Source organism: Micromonospora sp. CB01531 (assembly GCF_001905095.1).
In the GTDB taxonomy this organism is placed as follows: Bacteria; Actinomycetota; Actinomycetes; order Mycobacteriales; family Micromonosporaceae; genus Micromonospora.
Window position 1 is genome coordinate 47,274 of sequence record NZ_LWLS01000083.1, and the last position, 20,493, is coordinate 67,766.

Below are 20,493 nucleotides of genomic sequence, written 5' to 3' on the forward strand. Positions count from 1 at the left end.
GCGGCGCAACCCCAGCGGTCGACCGTCGGTCAACGCCGGCGGGTGCCGCGGTCCCGGCCGGCCACCAACGCGTACAGCAGGTCCTCTTCCGGGGGCAGCAGGCTGATCCCGTTGGCTCGGCGAGCCTGGTCGAGCCGGTCCAGTACGGTCACGTCGGCCGTGCTCGCCGCCAGCCCCACCAGTGCCTCGATCACGTCCCGCCGGCGCTGGCCGGGAGCGGCCGCCTCGGCCGCCGCGGCGAACCATTCCGCCGCCAGCTCACGGTCACCCCGGTGCAGCGCGAGCTGGCCCTCGATCAGCGCGCAGACGGCATCCTCCGGCCGAATGTGCTCCGCCGCGACACCGGCCCGGTCCGGGTGCCCGGCACCGGACGGCCGCCGCTGCGCCGGCACCGGAACCGCGGGCCGCAGTTCGGCGAGCACCGCCAACGCCTCGTCTCCGCGTCCCGCCTGGGCTAGCGCCAGCCCGACCGTGCCGAGCACCCGGCGGCGCCGCCCCGGGTCGCCCAGCTCGGTCAGCGCCGCCGCCACCCGCCGCCCCTGCTCCACGGCGTCGGCGTACCGGCCCTCCAGGCGGGATACCTCGGCGAGGTTGGCCCGGGCCAGCAGCCGCAGCCGCTGCTCACCGGCCTGCGCGGCCAGCCGGTCCACGGCAGCCAGCCGGCGGCGCGCCCCGGCCAGGTCGCCCACGCGTACGTCGTGCCAGGTCAGGCACGTCTGGGCGAACGCCGTCTCGCGTACCCGGCCGTGCCGGGTGGCCAGCTCCAGCACCGCCTCGGCCTGCTCCCGGGCCTCGTCGTGTGCGCCCGCCACGGGCAGCAGCATGCCGAGCAGCAAGCGGCTCCACAGCTCCCCGGTCACCTCACCGGCCTCGCGAAAGGCGGCCAACGCGGTCCGTGCCGCCGGCACCTCCTCCGCGCCCGCGCCGTGCTCGGCGGCCAGCCGGGCCGAGCCGATCAGCGCCCAGGCCCGCAGCACCGGGTCGGCGTCGGCGGTACGCGGGTCGTCCAGCAACCGGCGCAGCCACCGCCGCCCGGAGACGTCCCGCCCGCGCAGCCGCCACCACCGGGGCAGGGCCGCCGCCAGTCGCAGCGCGGTCACCGGATCGTCGTCGGCGGCGTGCGCCAGGGCGACGGTGACGTCGCTGGTCGCCTCGTCCAGCAGGTGCACGGCGGCGGAGGGCTCCACGCCGAGCAGGTCCGGTGCGTTGCGGACCACCAGCCCGGTGACGACGAGCGCGTGCCGGCGCCGGATTCGGGCCAGCTCGCCCTCGGCCGCGGCCTGCTCGGCGGCGAAGTCGCGTACCGCGTCCAGCAGGCGGAACCGGAACGGGCCGGTGCCCCGGACGCTGAGCAGGCCGAGTTCGAGCAGCCGGTCCAGCAGCGGGACGGCGTCCGCCCGCGGTCCGCCGTCGGCCAGCAGGTCCTCGGCCAGCTCCACCGACCACCGGTTGCGGAAGGCGGAGAGCCGGCGCAGCGCCGCCCGGTCGGCCGACGCGAGCAGGTGGTAGCTGGTCGCCACCGCCTCGCGCAGGGTCACCGTGCCGGTGGCGCGGTCGACCGGCCCCCAGCCCGCAGGGCCGCTGGTGGCGAGGTCGAGGACGCGGTCGCCGTACCGGTCGAGCAGCTCGGTGACGTCGAGGATCCGGCCACGCGCGGCCATCAGCTCGATGGCGAGCGGGAGACCGCCGAGCCGCCGGACCAGCGCGGCGATCGCCGGCAGCTCGGCCGGAGTGGGCGGTTCGCGGCGCGCCTGGGCGAGCCGGGCGCTGAGCAGCGCCGCCGCCGGCCAGCGGGCCAGCGCCGCCGGGTCCGCCAGCAGCGCCCCGGCCGGCGGGACGTCGAGCGGCGCGACCGGCCGGACCAGCTCGCCCGGGAGGCCGACCGGACGCCGGCCGGTCACCAGCACCCGCAGCCCGGGTGCCGCGGCGACCATCGTCCGCAGCGCCTCGGCCACCGGCCCGGGTGCCCGTTCGACCGCGTCCACGAGCAGCAGCGCCGGCCGGCCGGCGAGCCGCCCGGGGAGGTCGGCCGGCCGGTTCACGCCGAGCACCGCGACCGAGGCGGCCAGCACGTCGGTCGCGTCGGAGCCCTCGCCGACCAGCACACCGGCCACGCCGGCCGTGTGGTCGGCGGCCACGGCGTACGCGACGGTGAGGGCGAGCGCGGTCTTGCCGACGCCGGCCAGGCCGACCAGGCTCACCACCGGATGGTCGGCGGCGAGCAGGGCGGCCACCTCGACGACGTCCCGGTCCCGGCCGATCAGCGGCACCGGCTGCGGCAGCGCGACCGGCGTACCGCTTCCGGTGATGCCGGAGCCGGTAAGCGGGAGGTGCCGTGCGGCCGGATGCGGCGCGGCGGGCGGGGCCGGCCGGGCCGCGGCGAGGAACGCCTGCCGGCGGGTGCCGGTCAGGCCGAGCGCGCCGGCGAGCAGGTCGACGGTGGTGCGCTGGGGCCGCGCGGACCGGCCCCGCTCCAGATCACGGACCGTCCGCACTCCGACGCCGGCCCGCGTGGCCAGCTCGGCCTGGGTGAGGCCGGCGGCGAGCCGGTGCCCGCGCAGCAGATCGGACAGGCCGGTACGACCACCCGTGCCCGGCGAGCGATCATGATCCGGGGTCATGGGGACGAAGACTACGGACGGGGTACGACCCGCCACACCAGATCGTCGCCCAACCGACCGTCGGGTGCCGATATCCGACAGCCGGCCGAGCGCGCAGCTTCACCGGAAAGCGTGGTCATCCGAGGCGGAAGGACCACGCTTTCGCGGAGCGTGCGAAGCCAGCAAGCCGGGGCCGGCCCGCCGTCAGATGCCCAGGTCGCGGGCGATGACCATGCGCTGCACCTCGCTGGTGCCCTCGCCGATCTCCAGGATCTTGGCGTCCCGCCAGAAGCGGGCCACCGGATACTCGTTCATGAAGCCGTAGCCGCCGTGGATCTGGGTGGCCTCGCGGGCGTTGTCCACCGCGATGGTGCTGGCGTGCAGCTTGGCGATCGCGGCCTGGCGCTTGAACGGCTCGCCGGCGAGCATCCGGGCGGCCGCGTCGTAGTACGCCAGCCGGGCGGTGTGCGCCTTCAGCTCCATGTCCGCGATCTTGAACTGGATCGCCTGGTAGTTGCCGATCGGCTGGCCGAAGGCGTGGCGCTCCTTCGCGTACTTGATCGACTCGTCGACGCAGCCCTGTGCGAGGCCGACGGCGAGCGCGGCGATGGCGATCCGGCCCTCGTCGAGGGTACGCAGGAACTGGGCGAAGCCCCGGCCGCGCTGGCCGAGCAGGTTGGCTGCCGGGACCCGGCAGTCGTCGAAGGTCAATTCATGGGTGTCCGAGGCGGTCCAGCCGACCTTGGAGTAGGCGGGGGCGACGGTGAAGCCGGGCGTACCCGACGGGACGATGATGCTGGACAGTTCCTTCGAGCCGTCCGGCTTCGTCCCGGTGACTGCGGTGACCGTGACCAGCGAGGTGATGTCGGTGCCCGAGTTGGTGATGAACGCCTTCGAGCCGTTGATCACCCACTCGTCGCCGTCCAGCACCGCCCGCGTCTGGGTGCCGCCGGCGTCCGATCCGGTGCCCGGCTCGGTCAGCCCGAAGCCGGCGAGCGCCTCGCCGCTGAGCAGCTTCGGCAGCCACCGCGCCTGCTGCTCGTCCGTACCGAACCGGTAGATCGGCATCGCGCCGAGGGAGACGGCCGCCTCCAGGGTGATCGCCACGCTGGAGTCGACCCGGGCCAACTCCTCCAGGGCGAGGCAGAGCGCGAAGTAGTCGCCGCCCATGCCGCCGTGCTCCTCCGGGAACGGCAGGCCGAACAGGCCCATCTTGCCCATCTGCCGGACGATCTCGTACGGGAAGGTGTGCTGCTCGTAGTGCTCCGCGATGGCCGGCGCCACCACCTCGCGGGCGAAGTCCCGCACGCTCTCCCGCAGCGCCTCTTGTTCCTCGCTGAGGCGGAAGTCCATCTGATCCTCCTGTGTGGATGGGCCGCCGGGCGCTCGTGACGCCGGGACGGGTCGTGCGGGGCCACGTGCGGAGGTGACCGCACCCGGCGCGGGTGTCAGACCGGGGTGACGCCGTGGCGGCGCTTCGAGAAGTGCCGGTCCTTGCCGCGCGCGGCGGCGAACCGGCGGACTAGCTCGGCGCGCAACTCGTGCGGCTCGACGATGGCGTCCACGACCAGCTCGCTGGCGAGCCGGACGATGTCGATGTCCCGCTCGTACTCCTCGCGCTTCGCGCTGACGAAGGCGGCCCGCTCGGCCTCGTCCTCGATCGCGGCGATCTTGTTGGCGTAGACCGCGTTGACTGCGGCCTCCGCGCCCATCACCGCGATCTTGGCGGTGGGCAGCGCGATCGTCGCGTCCGGCTCGAAGCCGGGGCCGGCCATCGCGTAGAGCCCGGCGCCGTACGCCTTCCGGACCACCACGCAGATCTTGGGTACGGTCGCCTCACTGATCGCGGTGATCATCTTGGCGCCGTGCCGGATGATGCCCTGCTTCTCCACGGCGCTGCCGACCATGAACCCGGGCACGTCGGAGAGGAACAGCAGCGGCACGTTGAACGCGTCGCAGAGCTGCACGAACCGGGTCGCCTTGTCGGCCGAGTCGACGAAGAGCACGCCGCCCTTGAACATCGAGTTGTTGCCGACCACGCCGACGACCTCGCCGTCCAGCCGGCCGAAGCCGATGGTCAGCTCCTTGGCCCAGAGCGCCTGGATCTCGAAGAAGCTGCCCTCGTCGAGCACGCCCTTGACGTACCGGCGCATGTCGAACGCCTGCCGCTCGCTGGCTGGGACCAGCGCGGCCAGGTCGGCCTTCTCGGAGGCTTCCACCGCGGGCGCCGTGGGCGGCTGCTGCGTCCAGTTGGCCGGCAGGTAGGACAGGTAGCGGCGGACCACGTCGAGCGCCTCGGCCTCGGTCTTGCAGAGGAAGTGCCCGACGCCGGACTCGGCGCAGTGCACCTTGGCCCCGCCCATCGCCTCCAGCGTGGTCTTCTCGCCGGTGACCATCTCGACCATCCGGTCGGAGCCGAGGTACATGCTGGCGTTGCCGTCCACCATGGCCACCACGTCACAGAACGCCGGGATGTACGCCCCGCCCGCCGCGCTCGGCCCGAAGAGGGCGCAGACCTGCGGGATCGAGCCGGAGGCTCGGACCTGGTTCCAGAAGATCTTCCCGGCACCGCGCCGGCCGGGGAAGAGTTCGACCTGGTCGGTGATCCGGGCCCCGGCCGAGTCGACCAGATACACCATCGGCACGCCGGTGTTGTACGCCCGCTCGATGGTCCGGATGATCTTCTCGACGGTACGCGCGCCCCAGCTGCCGGCCTTGACCGTGGAGTCGTTCGCCATCAGGCAGACCTGGCGGCCGTCGATGGTGGCGGTGCCGGTGACGACGCCGTCGGCGGGCAGCCCCTCGGCCAGCGCGTTGGCGTAGAGGCCGTCCTCGACGAAGGAGCCCTCGTCGACCAGGAGCGCGACCCGCTCCCGGGCGAAGAGCTTGCCCTTGGCGGCGTTCGCCGCGTGGTACTTGTCCGCACCGCCGGCCTTGGCGCGCTTGCGCAGCTGCTCCAGAGCCTCACCGTCGAGCGTCACGCCGACTCCCTCGCCCACCCGCGCCTCGTTGGGCGCGTCGACCGACCTGAACGATCGTTAGGGTAGCGCACGCTGACCAGCTCCGGCGACCCAGCCCACGGCAGCCACCCGCCCCGCCGGCAGCCGGCCGACCGCACTGCGCCGGCATGGTTGATCAAGGAGTTTGCGTCTGTCCGGGCCCGGATCCAGGCGCAAACTCCTTGATCAACGCGTTGCTCAGGCGGGGAGGGGGGTCAGGCGGGTGCGGGGGCCGGCGCGGAGGACGCCGGAGGGGAGCTTCTTGCCGACCAGTTCCTCGGCCAACTCGGCGGCCTCGATCAGGGCGGCCAGGTCGATCCCGGTGTCGATGCCCATGTCGTGCAGCATGTGCACGGCCTCCTCGGTGGCCAGGTTGCCGCTGGCCCCCGGGGCGTACGGGCAGCCACCGAGGCCGCCCACGCTGGCGTCGAACTCGGTGACGCCCAACTCCATCGCGGTCAGCAGGTTCGCCAGCGCGGTGCCCCGGGTGTTGTGGAAGTGCAGCAGCACGGGGATGTGGGCGTTGCGGTCACGTACCGCGGTGATCAGCTCGCGGACCCGCCGGGGCGTACCCATGCCGGTGGTGTCGCCGAAGGCCACCCGATCGGCGCCGTCGCGGACGACGCGGTCGACGATGCCGGCGACCCGCTGGGCGTCGACGTCCCCCTCGTACGGGCAGCCGAAGCTGGTCGCGATGATCACCTCGGCCCGCGCGCCCGCGCCGTGCAGCAGGTCGATCAGCTCGGCGATGTCGTCGAGGGACTCCTCCGTGGAGCGGTTGACGTTGCGCCGGTTGTGCGTGTCGCTGGCCGAGACCACCACCTCGATCTCGGTGAAGCCGGCGGCCAGGGCCCGCTGGGCGCCCCGCGTGTTCGGCACCAGGGCGGAGTAGCGCACCCCGTCGACCTTGGTGGCCCGCTGCCACACCTCGTCGACGTCGGCCATCTGTGGGATCGCCTTGGGATGCACGAAGGAGACGGCCTCGATCCGTTGCACTCCGGTACGCGACAGCGCGTCGAGCAGCCGTACCTTGGGGTCGGTGGGGATGGGCTCCTCGTTCTGGAGTCCGTCCCGGGGCCCGACCTCCCGGATGGAGACGAAGTCCGGCAGTTCCGCCATAAGGGGTCACCTCACTGTGACGGTCTTACGTGATGGGTGCCCTCCAGCATGTCACCCCAGCCGTCAGCCGGGGTTGATCAAGGAGTTAGCGTCAAAATCCGACCCGGGCTGACGCAAACTCCTTGGTCAACGAGAAGCACCGGGATCAGCGCATGCGGGAGACGATGCCGGTGTCGTAGTCGCCGGAGAGGAACTCCGGGTTCTCCAGCAGCTCGGCGAAGAAGGGCAGGTTGTTCTTCGGGCCGGCGATCTCGAACTGGGACACCGCCGCCCTGGCCCGCTCGACGGCCTCCTCGCGCGTCGCCCCGCTGACGATCAGCTTGGCCATCAGGCTGTCGTAGAACGGGGTGACGGTGTTGCCGGCGACGTAGCCGGAGTCGACCCGGACACCCTCGCCGGCCGGCTCGTTCCAGGTGGTGATCGCGCCCGGGCCGGGAAGGAAGCGTTTCGGGTCCTCCGCGTTGATCCGCAGCTCGATGGCGTGCCCGCGCGGCGCGAGCGCGTCCGGGTCGAAGGTCGGGGCCAGGCCGGCGGCCACCCGCAGCTGCTCCTCGACCAGGTCGACGCCGTAGACGTACTCGGTCACCGGGTGCTCGACCTGCAGCCGCGTGTTCATCTCCAGGAAGAAAAATTCCTCGGAGCCGGAGCCGTCACCATCGAAGTCCCGCTGGCGCGGGACCAACAGGCACTCCACCGTGCCGGCGTTGCGGTAGCCGACCGCCTCGCCGGCCCGCACGGCGGCGGCCAGGAACCGCTCGCGCAACTCGGCGGAGACCGCCGGGGACGGGGACTCCTCGACCAGCTTCTGGTTGCGCCGCTGCACCGAGCACTCGCGCTCGCCGAGGGCCACCACCCGGCCGTCGGCCAGGCCGAGGATCTGCACCTCGACGTGGCGTACCCGGGGGAAGTAGCGCTCGATCAGCACCGAGCCGTCACCGAACATCCGCTCGGCGAACGAGCGGACCTTGTCGTACTCCGTGCGCAGCGCGGCCTCGTCGGTGGCCACGCCCATGCCCATGCCGCCTCCGCCGGCCGCGGCCTTGACCATCACCGGGTAGCCGATCTCAGCGGCGGCGGCCACCGCCGCGGCCAGGTCGGCCGCCGGGTCGGTGGTGCCGGGCGCGACCGGCACCCCGGCCGCCGCCATCAGGTTCCGCGCATTGATCTTGTCGCCCATCGCGGTGATCGCGTCCGCGCCGGGTCCGACCCAGATCAGGCCGCTGGCCTCGACGGTACGGGCGAAGTCCGCGTTCTCGGACAGGAAGCCGTAGCCGGGATGGATCGCCTGGGCGCCGGTCGACTTGGCCGCGGCGAGGATCGCCTCGACGTTCCGGTAGCTCTGCGCCGGGTTGGCCGGGCCGACGCAGACCGCCTCGTCCGCCTCGGTCACGAACGGCAGGCCGGCGTCCGCCTCCGAGTGCACCGCGATCGCACGGATCCCGAGCCGCTTGGCGGTACGGATGATCCGGCGGGCGATCTCGCCCCGATTGGCGACCAGCAGCGACTCGATCATGCTCTCCTCCAGCGTCCAGGGGTGGGGACGCTGTCAGCCAACCACGCCCTCCGGGTTACCCACGAGTTACCCCGACCCACCCCGCGGACCGGGATCAGGCGGGGTCGGTGGGGGCCAGGAGGGCGGCGAGGGTGGCGCCGCGCAGCAGCTCGGCACGGCGGCGGCGGTCCACCTCGCCGGCGAGGAACGGGGTGGAGTTCATCAGACCGAAGGCGGCGTGGGCGAGCACCCGGGCCTCACCGTCCGGCAGCCCCGGGTGCAGTGTGGTGAGCACGGTCACCCACTCCTCGACGTAGAGCCGCTGCAGCCGGCGGATCCGTCGGCGCGGCTCGTCTGGGAGGCGGTCCAGTTCGTGCAGGTGCAGGGCGATCACCGCTGGGTTGGCCAGCGCGAAGTCCACGTGGAAGTCGATCAACGATTCCAGGGTCCCGCGCGGGTCGTCCGGGTGGGCGGCGCGCTCCCGGCCACCGGCGAGCAGCCCCTCGCTGACCGGGATCAGCGCGGCGACGAGCATCGCCTCCTTGCCGGCGAAGTGGTGGTAGAGGGCCGGACCGGTGACCCCCGCAGCGGCGCCGATGTCGTCCATCGACACACCGTGATAGCCGCGGGAGGCGAAGAGGCCCACCGCGATCTCCAGGATCTCGTCCCGCCGGGACCGGCGTCGGCCCGCACCCGTCGCGCCGTTCGCCGCGCCCCGCGCCTGCTGTTCCACCGCCACCGGGCCAGCCTAGACCTCAGGCGCGGCGAGGTGGAGGCTCGGTTACCCGTCGGTTGCCTCACGTTTGCTTGACCCTCGACCCGCTTCAGGCCACAGGCTCCGGCGACATGACCGCTTCCGTCCTCGGCCGCGACTACCGGCTGCTCTGGTCCGCCGCCGTCTCCTCCCGGTTCGGCGATGCCCTGCGTACGCCGGCGCTGGCCCTGCTGGCCGCCACGCTCACCCGCGATCCCCGGGCCATCGCCGCGGTGACCGTCGCCGCCCAACTCCCGCCGCTGCTCCTCGGCCTGCTCGGCGGCGCGTACGCGGACCGGTGGGACCGCCGCCGGACGATGGCGGTGGTGGACGGGCTGCGGGCCGCCGTGGTGGCCGCCCTGGCCGGACTGGTCGCCACCGGCCGGGCCGGGGTGGCCGCGCTGGTGGTCGCCGCCTTCCTGCTCGCCGCCCTGGGCACGGTCTTCGACGCGGCCTCCTTCGCACTGCTCCCGTCGGTGGTCGCGCCGGCCGCGCTGCCCACCGCCAACGGCCGCCTCCAGGCCGGCGCCGCGGTCGCCGGTGGGTTCCTCGGCGCCCCGCTGGCCGGGGTCCTCTTCGCGATCTCGGCGACACTCCCGTTCACCCTCGACGCCGTCACCTTCGCGGCAGCCGCCCTCCTCGTCCTCACCCTGCGCCCCGTCTCGCCGTCCGGCGAGCACCGGCACCGCCCGGCGCCGGGACGGCCGAGCGTGTGGCGAGAGGCCTGGGCGGGGATGCGCTGGCTGCGGCGGGACCCGGTGCTGTGGCGGGTGACCGTGGCGACGGCGGGGTCGAACCTCGCGATCAGCGGAGTCACGGCGGTGCTGGTGCTATACGCGCTGACCGTGCTGCGAGTGCCGCCGGCGGCGTACGGGCTGTTCGCGGCGGGGGCGGTGGTCGGTGGCCTGGTCGGGGCGCTCGGCGCCGGCCGGCTGGCGGCCCGGTTCGGCACCCTGCCCGCGCTGCGCGGGGTGCTGCTGGCGCAGACCCTGGCCCTGGCCGGGTTCGCGGTCGCCCGGCACCCGGTGCCCGGCGGCCTGGCCCTGGCCTGCTTCGCCGCCGGCACCACCGTCTGGAACAGCCTATGGTCGGCGTACGGACAGCGGCACGTGCCGGCCGGGCTGCTCGGTCGGGTCGGCGCGGCGCAGCGGACCGTCGGTCTGATCAGCGCGCCGGTCGGCGCGGCCGTCGCCGGGTTCGCCGGCCAGGTCTATGGGGTGGCTCCGGTCGGCTGGGCGGCGGCAGGAGTGTTCGCCCTGGTCACCGCCGGTGCATGGCGGACGCTGCGGGAGGGAGTTTCGCGCGCCGAGCGCCGGACGGAGCCGGTGCCGTTTCCTTAGGCTGAACCGGACAGCGACAGGAGGACGGGGTGACGCAACCCGACGATGCCCGTACGCGGGACCGGCAGCGGATGCTGGCCGGCGTGCTGCTCGCCGGGGGCGGCCTCGCCGACGCCGTCTCCGGGGTCACCGACCTGAACGACGACCCGTACGTGGTGATCACCAAGGAAGGGCTCTACCACCTCGACCTGACCGGCTGGCTGTGGGCGCACCTGGTAACCGGGGTGCTCATGGTGCTGGGCGGGGTGCTGCTCTTCTCCGGCCGCCGCTGGTCGATCCGGTTCGCCGCGGTGGTGGCGGTGGTGGGCATCGCCCTGCACGTGCTCCTGCTGCCCTTCCGGCCGATCTGGGCGCTGATGGTGATCGGGCTGGCGGTGGCGGCCCTCGTGCTGCTCCGGCGATGCCGGCGGCAGACGCCGAGCGAACCGGTCAACTCGGCTGGCAGATTTCCTCGCTGAAGGCCGGGTCGGGCACGTGCTTGGCCCGCCAGACCGGGTTGAGCGAGAGCGGCAGCGGCGGAGCGTGCCAGGCAGCGGCGGCGTTCTGGAGCTCGCTGTAGCCGCGCTGCGGCCGGCTGACCGGCTCGCCCTCGAGGAAGTGGACCAGGCGCGCCTGGACGACCGGCGTGGCCAGCAGGCCACCGTGCAGGGCCGGCATCTGGAAGACCGGAACGCGGCTGTACTGGCCGGGAGGCGCCTCGATCGCCGTGGTGGTCGGCAGGAACGCCACGATGCGTACGCCGGGCACCGGGCACATCAGGCCGTTGCGGTAGAAGGGGGCGTTGTCCAGCACCGACCGGATGAACGGCTCCTCCGGCCCGCTGCCCGTGTGGGCGAACGAGTCGAGGACGCCGAAGACGAACCGCAGCTCCCACCCGGCGGCGACGCCCCAGCCGCTTGACGCCCCAGCGGGCGGGTAGTAGGAGCGACCGGCGTTGATCAACGGGCTGAACATGGCCAGCATGTCCACGGCCGGGTGCGGCCGGACGGCCAGGTAGGTCCGGGCCACCAGCGCCCCCTCGCTCTGCCCCACCAGCGCCACCGGCCGTCCGGTCCGCCGGTGCAGCAGGTCCACCTGGGTGGCGAGCAGCCCCACGCTCGACTCGATCGACCGGTAGGTGTCCCGGGCGGAGTACGGCAGCGGCCGGCCCTGCGGGTCCAGGCCCCGATAGGAGAACTGCTGCACGTTCGGGTCGGCGGCCGGCTGCCCACCGGACGTGCTGCCGTGGCCGTCGAGGAAGATCACCGCGTGCCGGACGCCGGCCGGCAGGGACCGGTCGAGCACCATGGCGCGGCCCTTTGGCGACGTCCCGGGCACGAGCTGCAACACGGGCTGCACCACCACCGGCACGGCGAAGACGAGCAGCACGGCCAGCGGCGCCACCGGCACCCGCGCCCACTTCACCGGGCGGCGCGGCAGCAGGGCGGCCCGCACCGTGCGCTGCCAGAGCAGCCCGTTGATCACCCCGGCGACCGCCGCCACCGGTGCCGACCACCCGGTCGGCGCCGCCCAGACCAGCGCCCCACTCACGGTGAGCACCACGAAGTTGAGCAGGGACCAGCCGACCAACTCGACCGAGGGCAGCCCACGCCACCAGGCGCCGCGCACGGCGGCCCGTTGCAGGAACGGCGCGAGCAGGAACAGCGGCAGCAGCGAGGCGAACAACAGCCAGGAGAGCGCGACCACCGAGGCGGCGATCGACAGGGCCGCCCACGGCGAGACCACCACGGTGATCACCACGGTGAGCACGAGGTTCCGCCGTACCAGCCAACCCAGGCCCGGCCAGGGCACCTGCCGGGGCCAGGCCAGCGCGACCAGCCCGGTGGTGAGCGATGCCCGGAACACGATGAGCCCGGCGAGTCCGACGGCGAAGGTCAGCCACGAGTCGTGGTAGACGAACAGCCATCGCAGGTCGTGGTACGTGTCGTACGGCCAGACCGCGGTGACCTGCGGCGCCAGCCCGTCGGCGGCGCGGAACCCCGAGGCGTCGAGGATGACACCCTCGACGGCCGGCGGCACGGCGGCCAGCACGAGCAGCGCGACGAACCGCTTGTCCAGGCGCCCCACGCCCCCTCCTCGGCGATCCGACGGCTCCTTAGCAGCCTGCCCCGCCGCGCGCGGGCACGGCGGGGCAACGCCGGATTGCCGCCCGGAAGCGTCATCCCTGGGGGCGGACGGGCGGTCAGCCGGTGAGGCCGCCGGGCTGATCGCCCTTGACGACAGGGGCGCGGACCAGGTTGCCCCACTCGGTCCAGGACCCGTCGTAGTTGCGGACCTGCGGGTACCCGAGCAGGTGGTGCAGCACGAACCAGGTGTGGCTGGACCGCTCACCGATCCGGCAGTACGCGACCACGTCGTCGGCCGGGCTCAGCCCGAGCTGGTCGGCGTAGATGACGCGCAGTTCCTCGGCGGACTTGAAGGTGCCGTCGTCGTTCGCGGCGGACTTCCACGGCTTGTTCACCGCGCCGGGGATGTGCCCGCCGCGCAGCGCGCCCTCCTGCGGGTAGTCCGGCATGTGCAGCATCTCGCCGGTGTACTCACCCGGCGAGCGGACGTCGACCAGCGGCCGGCCGGCGGCGATGTGCGCCATCACCTGCTCCCGGTACGCCCGGATCGGCGCGTCGTTCCGCTCCGGCACCGGATAGTCGGCGCGCGGCCGGGAGACCTTCTCCCGGGTCAGCTCCCGCCCCTCGGCGATCCACTTCTGCCGACCGCCGTCGAGCAGCCGGACGTCCGGGTGGCCGAAGAGGGAGAACACCCAGAGGGCGTACGCGGCCCACCAGTTGAAGTTGTCGCCGTAGAAGATCACCGTGTCGTTCCGACCGATGCCCTTGGCGGCGCACAGCTCGGCGAAGCTCTTCGCGTCCAGGTAATCCCGGGTCACCTGGTCGTTCAGCTCGGTGTGCCAGTCGACCTTGACAGCGCCCGGGAGGTGGCCGGTGTCGTAGAGGAGCACGTCCTCGTCAGACTCGACCACCACGAGGCCCTCGTCGCCCAGGTGCTCGGCCAGCCATTCGGTGGTGACCAGGCGCTGCGGGTCGGCGTACGACTGGAAGCGGGGATTCGGATCGCTCGGCACAGGCATGAGCCCCAAGGTACGCCCGATCGTCCGGGCAGGACCGGCCATCGCGCATCGGGTACGACGGATGTGGCGGGTCGCACGACAGCGCGCACCGATGGTCAGGCGCGGCGATGCACGAGGCGCCCGGCAACCACTGTGGCCAGGCAGGAGCCGCTGCCGGCGAACACGGCGAGATCGGCCCGACCGCCGGGGGCCAGCGCCGGCGGCCGGACGGCGTCGAGCACCGCGACGTCGTTGCGGGCGGCGGCGGCCCGCAGGCCCGGCTCGACCACGTGCGCGGCGAGCACCGCGGCGGCGCCGCGGCGGAACAGGGCGTGCACCCGCTCGCGCGGGGTGGGGGCGGGCGGCAGCGGCCCCTCGTGCACCAGCACCGGCCCGAGGGTCCCGGCCCACCGCCGCACCCGCACCCCGGGGTACGCCTCCGTCATCTCGGCCAGCGGCGCGACCGCCTCGACCCGGTCGCCGGACACCAGGACCGCGTGATCCGGCCGGGGCTCGTCGTCCAGGGTCAGCCGCAGCAGCGGCGCGGCGTGGATCGTCCGCACCGGTCAGTCGGTGATCGGCCCGAGCACGGGCCGCTTGGCGGAGACGAAGTCGCCGGAGGAGCGGCCGGTCAACCGGCGCTTGATCCACGGCGCCAGATGCTGGCCGGCCCAACGCAGGTCGGCGGCGCGGGCGGCGAGCCACGGGGTCGGCGCGGGGTGCGGTGGCACCAGCAGCCACTTCTCGTCGCAGCCCACCCCGAGGGCGGTGAGCACCTGCCCGGCGACCCGCCGGTGCCCGGCCGCCGACAGGTGCAGCCGGTCGGTGCTCCACAGCATCGGGTTCAGGTAGGTGTCGTCGGCATACAGGTCGACCAGGATGGCGCCGTGCCGCTCGGCGACCTCGCCGACCACCCGATTGAGCAGGGCCACTCGGGGCGCCACGAGCCGCTGCCCGGGGAGCCGGGCCATCACGTCGGCGAACCGGAACAGGACCACGTCGGCGCCGCTGCCCCGCAGCTCGCCGATCACGGCGTCGAAGCGGGGGACGAAGGACTCCGCGTCGAAGGACCGGCGCAGCACGTCGTTGCCGCCGGCCGCGAAGCTGATCAGGTCGGGCTGCATGGCCAGCGCGGCCGGCACCTGCTCGGCGACGATGTTCGGGAACAGGCGGCCCCGGATGCCCAGGTTGGCGTACCCGAAGGCCGGGCCGGCCTCGGCGGCGAGCCGGGTGGCGACCAGGTCCGCCCAGCCCCGGTACGTCCCGTCCGGATACGCGTCATCCATGCCCTCGGTGAAGCTGTCACCCACCGCCACGAAGCTGCGCCAGCGCACCTGTTGTCCCCCCGGCCATCGCATTTCCATCGGCGTCGGCCATTCTGGCACCGCAGCCGACCGGCAGGGGCGCCTGCCAGGTACGGACGTGGCGCTGCCCACGCCGCCGGTGGCCGGAACGGGGCAGAGAACCGCGCGCTCGGGCGGAAATAATGGCGCGCGACCCCAGTCGGGACGGCCCTTGAGTGAATGGGGACCCGACGCGTCGGACACGAGCGAGGACACACGCCATGACCGAGGGACCGTCAGCCGTTCCCCCGCCGGGACGCCCCGGACCGTACGCCGCACCGCCCGCCGGGCCGCCCGGCCATCCGGCACCACCCGGCGCACCCGGGCCGTACGGGCAGCCGCCCTACCCGCCACCGAGCGGGTACGCTCCGCCGCCGGCACCACCGGCCCGGCGGTCCCGGCGCGGCCTGTGGATCGGGCTCGGCGCGGGGGTGCTGGCCCTGGCCCTGTGCGCCGGGGTGGGGGTGGTCGGGTTGGCGTCATACCTCCGGAACGACAGCCCGTCCACCTAGTTCGACGACACGAACCCGATCCGGCAGACGAAGATCGAGTCCCTGCTGGCCGAGCACACCAGGGCGCTCACCGGCCGGGACGAGAAGGCGTTCGTCGCGCCGTTCGACCAGGCCGACAAGGACCTGGTCGCGGCGCAGACCAGCCTCTACCGCAACCTCAGCAAGCTGCCGCTGGCCGACGTCCGCTTCGCGTACCGCCACAAGGGCGAGTTCCGGCCGGTGGGCGGCGGCCACGAGGTCGATGTGACGGTGGCGTTCGTGCACCGGTTCGACGGCTTCGACGTCGGCCCGGTCGAGGAGTGGTACCAGTGGACGATCGCCCAGGCCGGCCAGGACGCGCCGCTGAAGGTCACCCGGGCCGGGGGTGTTCCGGAGGAGCGCCGACGGGACGCGGTCACCCACTACCCGGCACCGTGGGACAAGTGGCGGGACATCCACGTCGAGCGGACGCCGCACACGCTGCTGATCGTCGACGCGACGCTGCGAGCGGAGGCGCAACGGTACGCCCCGATCGCCGAGCAGGCCGCGGCGGACGACCTGGCCGCCTGGCGGGCCGGCGGGGTGACCGGCGAGACGCCACCGGGCTTCGTCATCTCCCTGGTCAAGGGGCTGTCCGAGTTGGGTTCCCTCTACCGGACCACGAAGGAGACCCCCACCGAGTCCGGGATCGCGATCCCGGTGCCGCCGGAGGGGGTGCTCGACGGTGACGAGAACGACCCCGTCGTCGGGGCCACCCGGGTGGTGATCGACGTCCGCGACGAGTATCACTTCACGAAGGGCACCCGCGAACGGCAGCTGAACCTGTTCCGGCACGAGATCGGGCATGCCCTGGTCGGCAAGCTCACCGGCCGCGCCCCGGGATCCTCGCTCGTGGGCGAGCGGGAGAAGTGGGTGGTCGAGGGTTCGCGGAATACCTGGGCCACGGCCGGAAGCCCTGGTTGACCAGCGAGCGCACGGCCAACTCCCGGGCGGTGATCCGCCAGACCGGCTACCCGTCCTCGCTGCCGAGTGGCCCGGCATGGGACCTGAAGGGCCGGGTCGAGTACCACTACTGGTTGGGCCACTCGGCCATCGGCTTCCTGGTCGAGCGCTACGGGGAGCAGAAGATGTTCCAGCTCGTGGCCGAGCACTATCGCGGCACGGCAATTGACGCGGTGACCCAGGACGTCCTCGGCGCGTCGTCCGAGGAGTTCGAGCAGGCGTGGGCCGCCTACCTCAAGGCCGAGCTGCGTTGAATGCCGAGCGGGCCGCCCTGGTGGGGGCGGCCCGCTCGGCGGTCAGGCATGCTCAGGGCGCGTAGGCCAGCAGCGTCAGCTGCTGCACCTCCTGGGGCTCCGCCACCTCGCCGATCTGCCGGAATCCGGGGTCCAGCACCACGATCCGGCTCGCCTGCCGCACCAGCACCTTGCCGTCCGCCGCGAACTGGATGCTCTTGACCTCGCCGTTGACCGGCAGCTTGGCCGCCTTGCCGGTGGTGGTGTCGACCACCGCGAAACTGCCGTCGTTACGGGACACGTCGGTGTTCATCCAGCCGACCGCGACGTACCGGCCGTCCATCGACACGCTCCGCACCCGCCAGCCGTCGTAGTGCGCGGCTTCGGCCTTCGGCGGCGTGTAGTGGTAGAAACTCGCCTTGCTCCCGCCGGTGGCGTATGGCTTGCCCTCGGAGACCGCTGCCCAATTCCGCCCGTCGGCGGACCACCACTTGAGGGTTTCGTTGCCCGCGTCACCGTCGGCCGGCTTGTTGTCCGCCACGTCGATCAGCACCGACCGGCGGCCGTCCTGCACCATCAGCAGGTCGTTGGTGTTCCACACCAGCGGATTGCTGCCGAGGCAGTTGGCCGTCCCGCGGAAGGGCGCCGCCCGCTCGACCGTCCGCCTCCGGGATCCGTCGATCATCGACGTCACCAGAGTGCCGGCGTCCTCGTTGGCACCGCCCTCCACCCAGGCCAGCCGCTCACCGTACGGCGAGATGGTGATCGTGTTGCGGACGCACGACCCCTTGCCGAGGGAAATCCGGGCGGTCACCTGGTCGACGTCACCCCGGACGGCGTGGATCACCGCCTCCTGGTCGGTCATGCCCAGGTAGTAGCGGGTGCCGGCGAGAACGGTGGCCGAGGCGGGGTCGCTGACCGGGGCCGCGGTGGCGACCGGAGCCGCGGTGGTGACGGTGGCCGGCGGGGCGGCGGCCGGGGCGGTCTCTGCTCCGCCGCAGGCGCTCAGGCCCACCGTCGTGATCACGGCGGCTGCAAGGGCCACGACGTGGCGGAGGCTACGCGGACGAGCGGCGGCGGCGAAAACGTTCACGTTTCCAGTCCTCAGGTTCAATGGCGCAACGGGTTGATGCACTCCCAGACGTCCAGTTCTCAAGGGAGGGTTGCCGTCTCGATGAGGAAATTTTCTGGCCATGTTTGAGACGCGGTCCAGCCACGAAACAGGCCTTCAGCACCAGGTGCTGAGGGCCTGTTGACGGACCGTGGTCGACGGCTCAGGGCGTGTACGCCAGCAGCTTCATGTTCCGCACAGAGGTGGACTCGGCGACCGTGCCGAGAGGTGCGAAGCTGCCGTCCAGCACGCTGATGCCGGTCGCCCGCTTGACAATCACCTTGTCGTCGACGGTGAACATGATGCTGCTGATGTCTCCGCTACCCGGCAGGTCGACGACCTTGCTGGTAGTGGTGTCGACCACCGCAAAACTGTCGTCGCGGCGGGACGGGTCGGTGCCGATCCAGCCGACGGAGAGGTATCGGCCGTCCATGGAGACGCTCCGGGCCTGCCAGCCGCCCCAGTGCGCGGCCTCGTCCTTCGGCGGCGTGTAGGTGTACTGGCGCCCCTGCGTCCCGTCCGTCACATACGGCTGGCCCTCAGCCACCGCCGCCAGCCACCTGCCGTCAGCCGACCAGCACCGGTCGGTCTCCTGGCCCGGGTCACCGTTGACCCGCTTGTTGGCCGCCACGTCGAACAGCACCGACTGGCCGTTCTTCCTGCCCACCATCAGCAGGTCGCTGCCCTGCCAGACCAGCGGGCGGGGGCCGAGGCAATTGACCTCGTCCAGCAGTCTCACCGCGCCTGGCTTTCCGAGCGTGCCGGCCAGGAGCACACCACTGTTGCCGCCGTCGGTGCTGTCCTGCACCCAGGCCACCCGCTTGCCGTCCGGCGAGATGGTGAGAGTGTTGGCCTCGCAGCCGTAGGTGACGAACGGAAGCTGGTGGACCACCTGCTCCGAGCTGCCCCGGACGGCGTGGATCCGGTACTTGTTGGACGTGGTCTCCAGGTAGTACCGGGTGCCGGCGAGGACGGACGACGGCTTAGCCGGCGAGTTCGTCGGCTCGGTGCTTGTCGAAGGGTCCGGGGTGGCGGTGACCTCGACCGGGGGCGGGCTGACGGTGGTCGACGGGCCGGCGGGCTGTGGAGCGGGATCCTGCCCGCCGGGGCGGATCGCCAGGGCGGTGCCCGTCGCGGCGGCGATCATCACCAGCGCGGCGGCCGAGGTGGCGATGGCTCGCTGGAGGCCGAGCCGGCGCGAGGTACGCAGGGCCCGGTCCCGCAGGTCGACCGGGGTGACCTCCTCGGCCAGGCCGGCCAGGTCGAGCCGGAGACGGTCGTAGTTCATCGGGCGCTCCCTTCCAGGACGTACAGCTCGGCGAGTTCCGGGGCGACGGTGCGCAACTTGGCCAGGGCTTTCGAGGTCTGGCTCTTGACGGTGCCGACGCTGACGCCGAGCAGGTCGGCGGCCTCGGCCTCGGTGCGGTCCTCGAAGAACCGCAGGACCAGCACGGCCCGCTGCTTGGCGGAGAGCTTCGCCAGCGCGGCCCGGAGGGTGAGCCGGAGGGTGGCCTGGTGGGCGTGGTCGGGGGCCGAGTCGCCTCCGCGCGGCTCGGGCAGGTCGCCCGGCATCGACTCGGCCACCCGGCGCCGCCGCCACCAGGACACCTGCAGGTGGTACATGGTCTTGCGGGTGTACGCCTCGGCGTTGCCGCTGTCATGCAGTCGGCTCCACGAGCGGTGGGTGCGGGCCAGGGCGGACTGGACGAGGTCTTCCGCCAGGTGCTGGTCCCCGGTCAGCAGGTACGCCGACCGCAGTAGTGCGGGGGTGCGGGTTCGCACGAACGAGTCGAACTCACTCAGGAGAGGGTCCACACAAGCCGATCCTTGGGGTGAGGTGTTGCACCATCGTGACGCCTCCCCAGACGCCACTTTGAACAAGCAGGGTTGCCGTCGTGTTTGAAGGAATCTTGGGCGTGGTGGCCGGATGTCCGACGTGATCGGTAGACGACGTTGCCCCGAAAGGTGGAGGTGCCGGGTGAAAGGCCAACAAATTTCCGCCGGGCTCCCACTCTTAGAAAGCGCCTGAATGCGGCCGGACGACGAGCAGCCGGAGGAGTGCACGCCCCATGAGTCAGGAAACCAGGACCGAGCAGGCTGGACGCACGGGTGGCAACCAGCCAGCCCGCCAGAACAAGCTCACCAACGAGGACGGCAAGATCATGATTGCCGAAAACGTGGTACAGAAGGTCGCCGGGATGGCGTGCCGGGAGGTGGCCGGCGTCCATGCCATGGGCAACGCCGGCACCCGCGCGTTCACGGCCATCCGGGAGCGCATTCCGGGCAGCAGCGGGCCGAACGTGTCCCAGGGGGTCGGCGTCGAGGTCGGCGAGACCGAGGCGGCGGTCGACCTCGACGTCATCGTCGAGTACGGGGTCAGCATCGCCGATCTGGGCCGGAACATCCAGCGCAACGTGAAGACGGCCGTCGAGCGGATGACCGGCCTGAACGTCGTCGAGGTCAACATCAGCGTCGACGACGTGCACCTGCCCGAGGCCGATGGCCAACGGCAGGGTCAACAGCAGCAGCCGCGGGTGTCATGACCGCCACGCCTAGCCGGCGTGACGCGGTGGTCGACGGCGTCGACGTGGATGCCGTGGCGGCCGCGGCCTGCGCCTGTCCGGATGTGGTGGGCCTTACCGCGGGTTGGGTGGGGGGCCGGGCCACCTACCTGCCCGGTCGTCGGGTCGAGGGGGTGGCCGTCGACGCCGACGCCGTGGTGGTCCAGGTCCGGAGCCGGTGGGGGGTCACCGCCGGAACGCTGGCCGGCCAGGTCCGGGCGGCGGTGGCACCGCTGGCGGCCGGTCGTCGGGTCGACGTGGTTGTCGCAGATCTGGAGGACCCGCCGCCGGCCGGGGCGGACGGGGGCCGCGGTGGGGGCACGAACCTCGTCGGTCCGTGACCTGTACGCACCGGTGAGGATCCGCCTGCCCGCCTGTCGCGCC

General features: G+C 72.8%; 20 protein-coding genes. 7 read left to right on the plus strand and 13 right to left on the minus strand.

Annotated elements, in window-relative coordinates; genetic code table 11:
• Positions 1-29: 29 nt before the first annotated feature.
• The 6 genes from A6A27_RS24080 to A6A27_RS24105 all read right to left on the minus strand — a co-directional run bounded on the left by A6A27_RS24080 (position 30) and on the right by A6A27_RS24105 (position 8,949).
• Positions 30-2,621 carry an ATP-binding protein gene (locus tag A6A27_RS24080; RefSeq protein ID WP_073836922.1) on the minus strand — a complete coding sequence of 864 codons (2,592 nt, stop codon included), beginning with the start codon at positions 2,619-2,621 and terminating at the stop codon, positions 30-32.
• A 183-nt stretch (positions 2,622-2,804) separates the two neighbouring features.
• A complete protein-coding gene (locus A6A27_RS24085; protein ID WP_073836923.1) occupies positions 2,805-3,953 on the minus strand; it encodes an acyl-CoA dehydrogenase family protein in 1,149 nt (382 codons plus the stop codon).
• A 95-nt stretch (positions 3,954-4,048) separates the two neighbouring features.
• Positions 4,049-5,581, minus strand: a complete 1,533-nt coding sequence (locus tag A6A27_RS24090) for an acyl-CoA carboxylase subunit beta (RefSeq protein ID WP_073837113.1) — start codon at positions 5,579-5,581, stop codon at positions 4,049-4,051.
• Between the two features lie 216 nt (positions 5,582-5,797).
• On the minus strand, positions 5,798-6,718 hold the full coding sequence (locus A6A27_RS24095) for a hydroxymethylglutaryl-CoA lyase (protein ID WP_073836924.1): 921 nt from the start codon (positions 6,716-6,718) through the stop codon (positions 5,798-5,800).
• Between the two features lie 145 nt (positions 6,719-6,863).
• The gene (locus tag A6A27_RS24100; RefSeq protein ID WP_073836925.1) at positions 6,864-8,231 is read right to left on the minus strand and encodes an acetyl-CoA carboxylase biotin carboxylase subunit; all 1,368 of its coding nucleotides are present in this window, start codon (positions 8,229-8,231) and stop codon (positions 6,864-6,866) included.
• Positions 8,232-8,325: 94 nt separating this feature from the next.
• Complete coding sequence (locus A6A27_RS24105) at positions 8,326-8,949, minus strand: TetR/AcrR family transcriptional regulator (RefSeq protein WP_073836926.1); 624 nt, start codon at positions 8,947-8,949, stop codon at positions 8,326-8,328.
• Positions 8,950-9,056: 107 nt separating this feature from the next.
• Here A6A27_RS24105 and A6A27_RS24110 point away from each other — a divergent pair, with 107 nt between their 5' ends.
• Both A6A27_RS24110 and A6A27_RS24115 read left to right on the plus strand, forming a co-directional pair.
• Positions 9,057-10,304, plus strand: a complete 1,248-nt coding sequence (locus A6A27_RS24110) for an MFS transporter (RefSeq protein WP_073837114.1) — start codon at positions 9,057-9,059, stop codon at positions 10,302-10,304.
• Between the two features lie 29 nt (positions 10,305-10,333).
• On the plus strand, positions 10,334-10,762 hold the full coding sequence (locus tag A6A27_RS24115) for a DUF7144 family membrane protein (RefSeq protein WP_073836927.1): 429 nt from the start codon (positions 10,334-10,336) through the stop codon (positions 10,760-10,762).
• Here the strand turns inward: A6A27_RS24115 and A6A27_RS24120 are convergent.
• The 4 genes from A6A27_RS24120 to A6A27_RS24135 all read right to left on the minus strand — a co-directional run bounded on the left by A6A27_RS24120 (position 10,734) and on the right by A6A27_RS24135 (position 14,702).
• On the minus strand, positions 10,734-12,371 hold the full coding sequence (locus A6A27_RS24120; RefSeq protein ID WP_073836928.1) for a hypothetical protein: 1,638 nt from the start codon (positions 12,369-12,371) through the stop codon (positions 10,734-10,736). The two genes, A6A27_RS24115 and A6A27_RS24120, sit on opposite strands and share 29 nt — an antisense overlap.
• 115 nt (positions 12,372-12,486) lie before the next feature.
• Complete coding sequence (locus tag A6A27_RS24125) at positions 12,487-13,389, minus strand: sulfurtransferase (RefSeq protein WP_073836929.1); 903 nt, start codon at positions 13,387-13,389, stop codon at positions 12,487-12,489.
• Between the two features lie 95 nt (positions 13,390-13,484).
• Positions 13,485-13,931 (minus strand): imidazolonepropionase-like domain-containing protein, encoded by a 447-nt coding sequence (locus A6A27_RS24130; protein WP_073836930.1) that lies wholly within the window; start codon positions 13,929-13,931, stop codon positions 13,485-13,487.
• A gap of 3 nt (positions 13,932-13,934) precedes the next feature.
• On the minus strand, positions 13,935-14,702 hold the full coding sequence (locus A6A27_RS24135; protein WP_073836931.1) for an SGNH/GDSL hydrolase family protein: 768 nt from the start codon (positions 14,700-14,702) through the stop codon (positions 13,935-13,937).
• A 230-nt stretch (positions 14,703-14,932) separates the two neighbouring features.
• Between A6A27_RS24135 and A6A27_RS42295 the strand changes: the two genes are divergently transcribed.
• From A6A27_RS42295 to A6A27_RS42305, 3 genes are all read left to right on the plus strand, one after another.
• The gene (locus A6A27_RS42295) at positions 14,933-15,223 is read left to right on the plus strand and encodes a hypothetical protein (protein WP_083672809.1); all 291 of its coding nucleotides are present in this window, start codon (positions 14,933-14,935) and stop codon (positions 15,221-15,223) included.
• A 249-nt stretch (positions 15,224-15,472) separates the two neighbouring features.
• Positions 15,473-16,165: a hypothetical protein gene (locus tag A6A27_RS42300; RefSeq protein WP_143194136.1), complete on the plus strand. Its 693-nt coding sequence runs from the start codon at positions 15,473-15,475 to the stop codon at positions 16,163-16,165.
• Positions 16,162-16,458, plus strand: coding sequence for a hypothetical protein (locus A6A27_RS42305; RefSeq protein ID WP_083672811.1), 297 nt, complete (start codon positions 16,162-16,164; stop codon positions 16,456-16,458). The genes A6A27_RS42300 and A6A27_RS42305 overlap by 4 nt, the downstream gene beginning before the upstream one ends.
• A gap of 52 nt (positions 16,459-16,510) precedes the next feature.
• Here the strand turns inward: A6A27_RS42305 and A6A27_RS44385 are convergent, their stop codons facing one another.
• The 3 genes from A6A27_RS44385 to A6A27_RS24155 form a co-directional block, all read right to left on the minus strand.
• Positions 16,511-17,482 (minus strand): hypothetical protein, encoded by a 972-nt coding sequence (locus A6A27_RS44385; RefSeq protein WP_198940426.1) that lies wholly within the window; start codon positions 17,480-17,482, stop codon positions 16,511-16,513.
• 229 nt (positions 17,483-17,711) lie between these two features.
• Positions 17,712-18,836 (minus strand): hypothetical protein, encoded by a 1,125-nt coding sequence (locus A6A27_RS24150; protein ID WP_073836932.1) that lies wholly within the window; start codon positions 18,834-18,836, stop codon positions 17,712-17,714.
• Complete coding sequence (locus tag A6A27_RS24155) at positions 18,833-19,363, minus strand: SigE family RNA polymerase sigma factor (RefSeq protein ID WP_073836933.1); 531 nt, start codon at positions 19,361-19,363, stop codon at positions 18,833-18,835. Before A6A27_RS24155 ends, A6A27_RS24150 begins: the two co-directional genes overlap by 4 nt.
• A gap of 254 nt (positions 19,364-19,617) precedes the next feature.
• Between A6A27_RS24155 and A6A27_RS24160 the strand changes: the two genes are divergently transcribed.
• The gene (locus A6A27_RS24160; RefSeq protein WP_073836934.1) at positions 19,618-20,091 is read left to right on the plus strand and encodes an Asp23/Gls24 family envelope stress response protein; all 474 of its coding nucleotides are present in this window, start codon (positions 19,618-19,620) and stop codon (positions 20,089-20,091) included.
• A complete protein-coding gene (locus A6A27_RS24165; RefSeq protein ID WP_073836935.1) occupies positions 20,088-20,450 on the plus strand; it encodes a hypothetical protein in 363 nt (120 codons plus the stop codon). Before A6A27_RS24160 ends, A6A27_RS24165 begins: the two co-directional genes overlap by 4 nt.
• Positions 20,451-20,493 lie beyond the last annotated feature (43 nt).

Coding starts and splice junctions, on each gene's coding strand:
- A6A27_RS24080 (WP_073836922.1), bottom strand. CDS start 2,621: ATGACCCCGGATCATGATCGCTCGCCGGGCACGGGTGGTCGTACCGGC.
- A6A27_RS24085 (WP_073836923.1), bottom strand. CDS start 3,953: ATGGACTTCCGCCTCAGCGAGGAACAAGAGGCGCTGCGGGAGAGCGTG.
- A6A27_RS24095 (WP_073836924.1), bottom strand. CDS start 6,718: ATGGCGGAACTGCCGGACTTCGTCTCCATCCGGGAGGTCGGGCCCCGG.
- A6A27_RS24100 (WP_073836925.1), bottom strand. CDS start 8,231: ATGATCGAGTCGCTGCTGGTCGCCAATCGGGGCGAGATCGCCCGCCGG.
- A6A27_RS24110 (WP_073837114.1), top strand. CDS start 9,057: ATGACCGCTTCCGTCCTCGGCCGCGACTACCGGCTGCTCTGGTCCGCC.
- A6A27_RS24125 (WP_073836929.1), bottom strand. CDS start 13,389: ATGCCTGTGCCGAGCGATCCGAATCCCCGCTTCCAGTCGTACGCCGAC.
- A6A27_RS42295 (WP_083672809.1), top strand. CDS start 14,933: ATGACCGAGGGACCGTCAGCCGTTCCCCCGCCGGGACGCCCCGGACCG.
- A6A27_RS24150 (WP_073836932.1), bottom strand. CDS start 18,836: ATGAACTACGACCGTCTCCGGCTCGACCTGGCCGGCCTGGCCGAGGAG.
- A6A27_RS24160 (WP_073836934.1), top strand. CDS start 19,618: ATGAGTCAGGAAACCAGGACCGAGCAGGCTGGACGCACGGGTGGCAAC.
- A6A27_RS24165 (WP_073836935.1), top strand. CDS start 20,088: ATGACCGCCACGCCTAGCCGGCGTGACGCGGTGGTCGACGGCGTCGAC.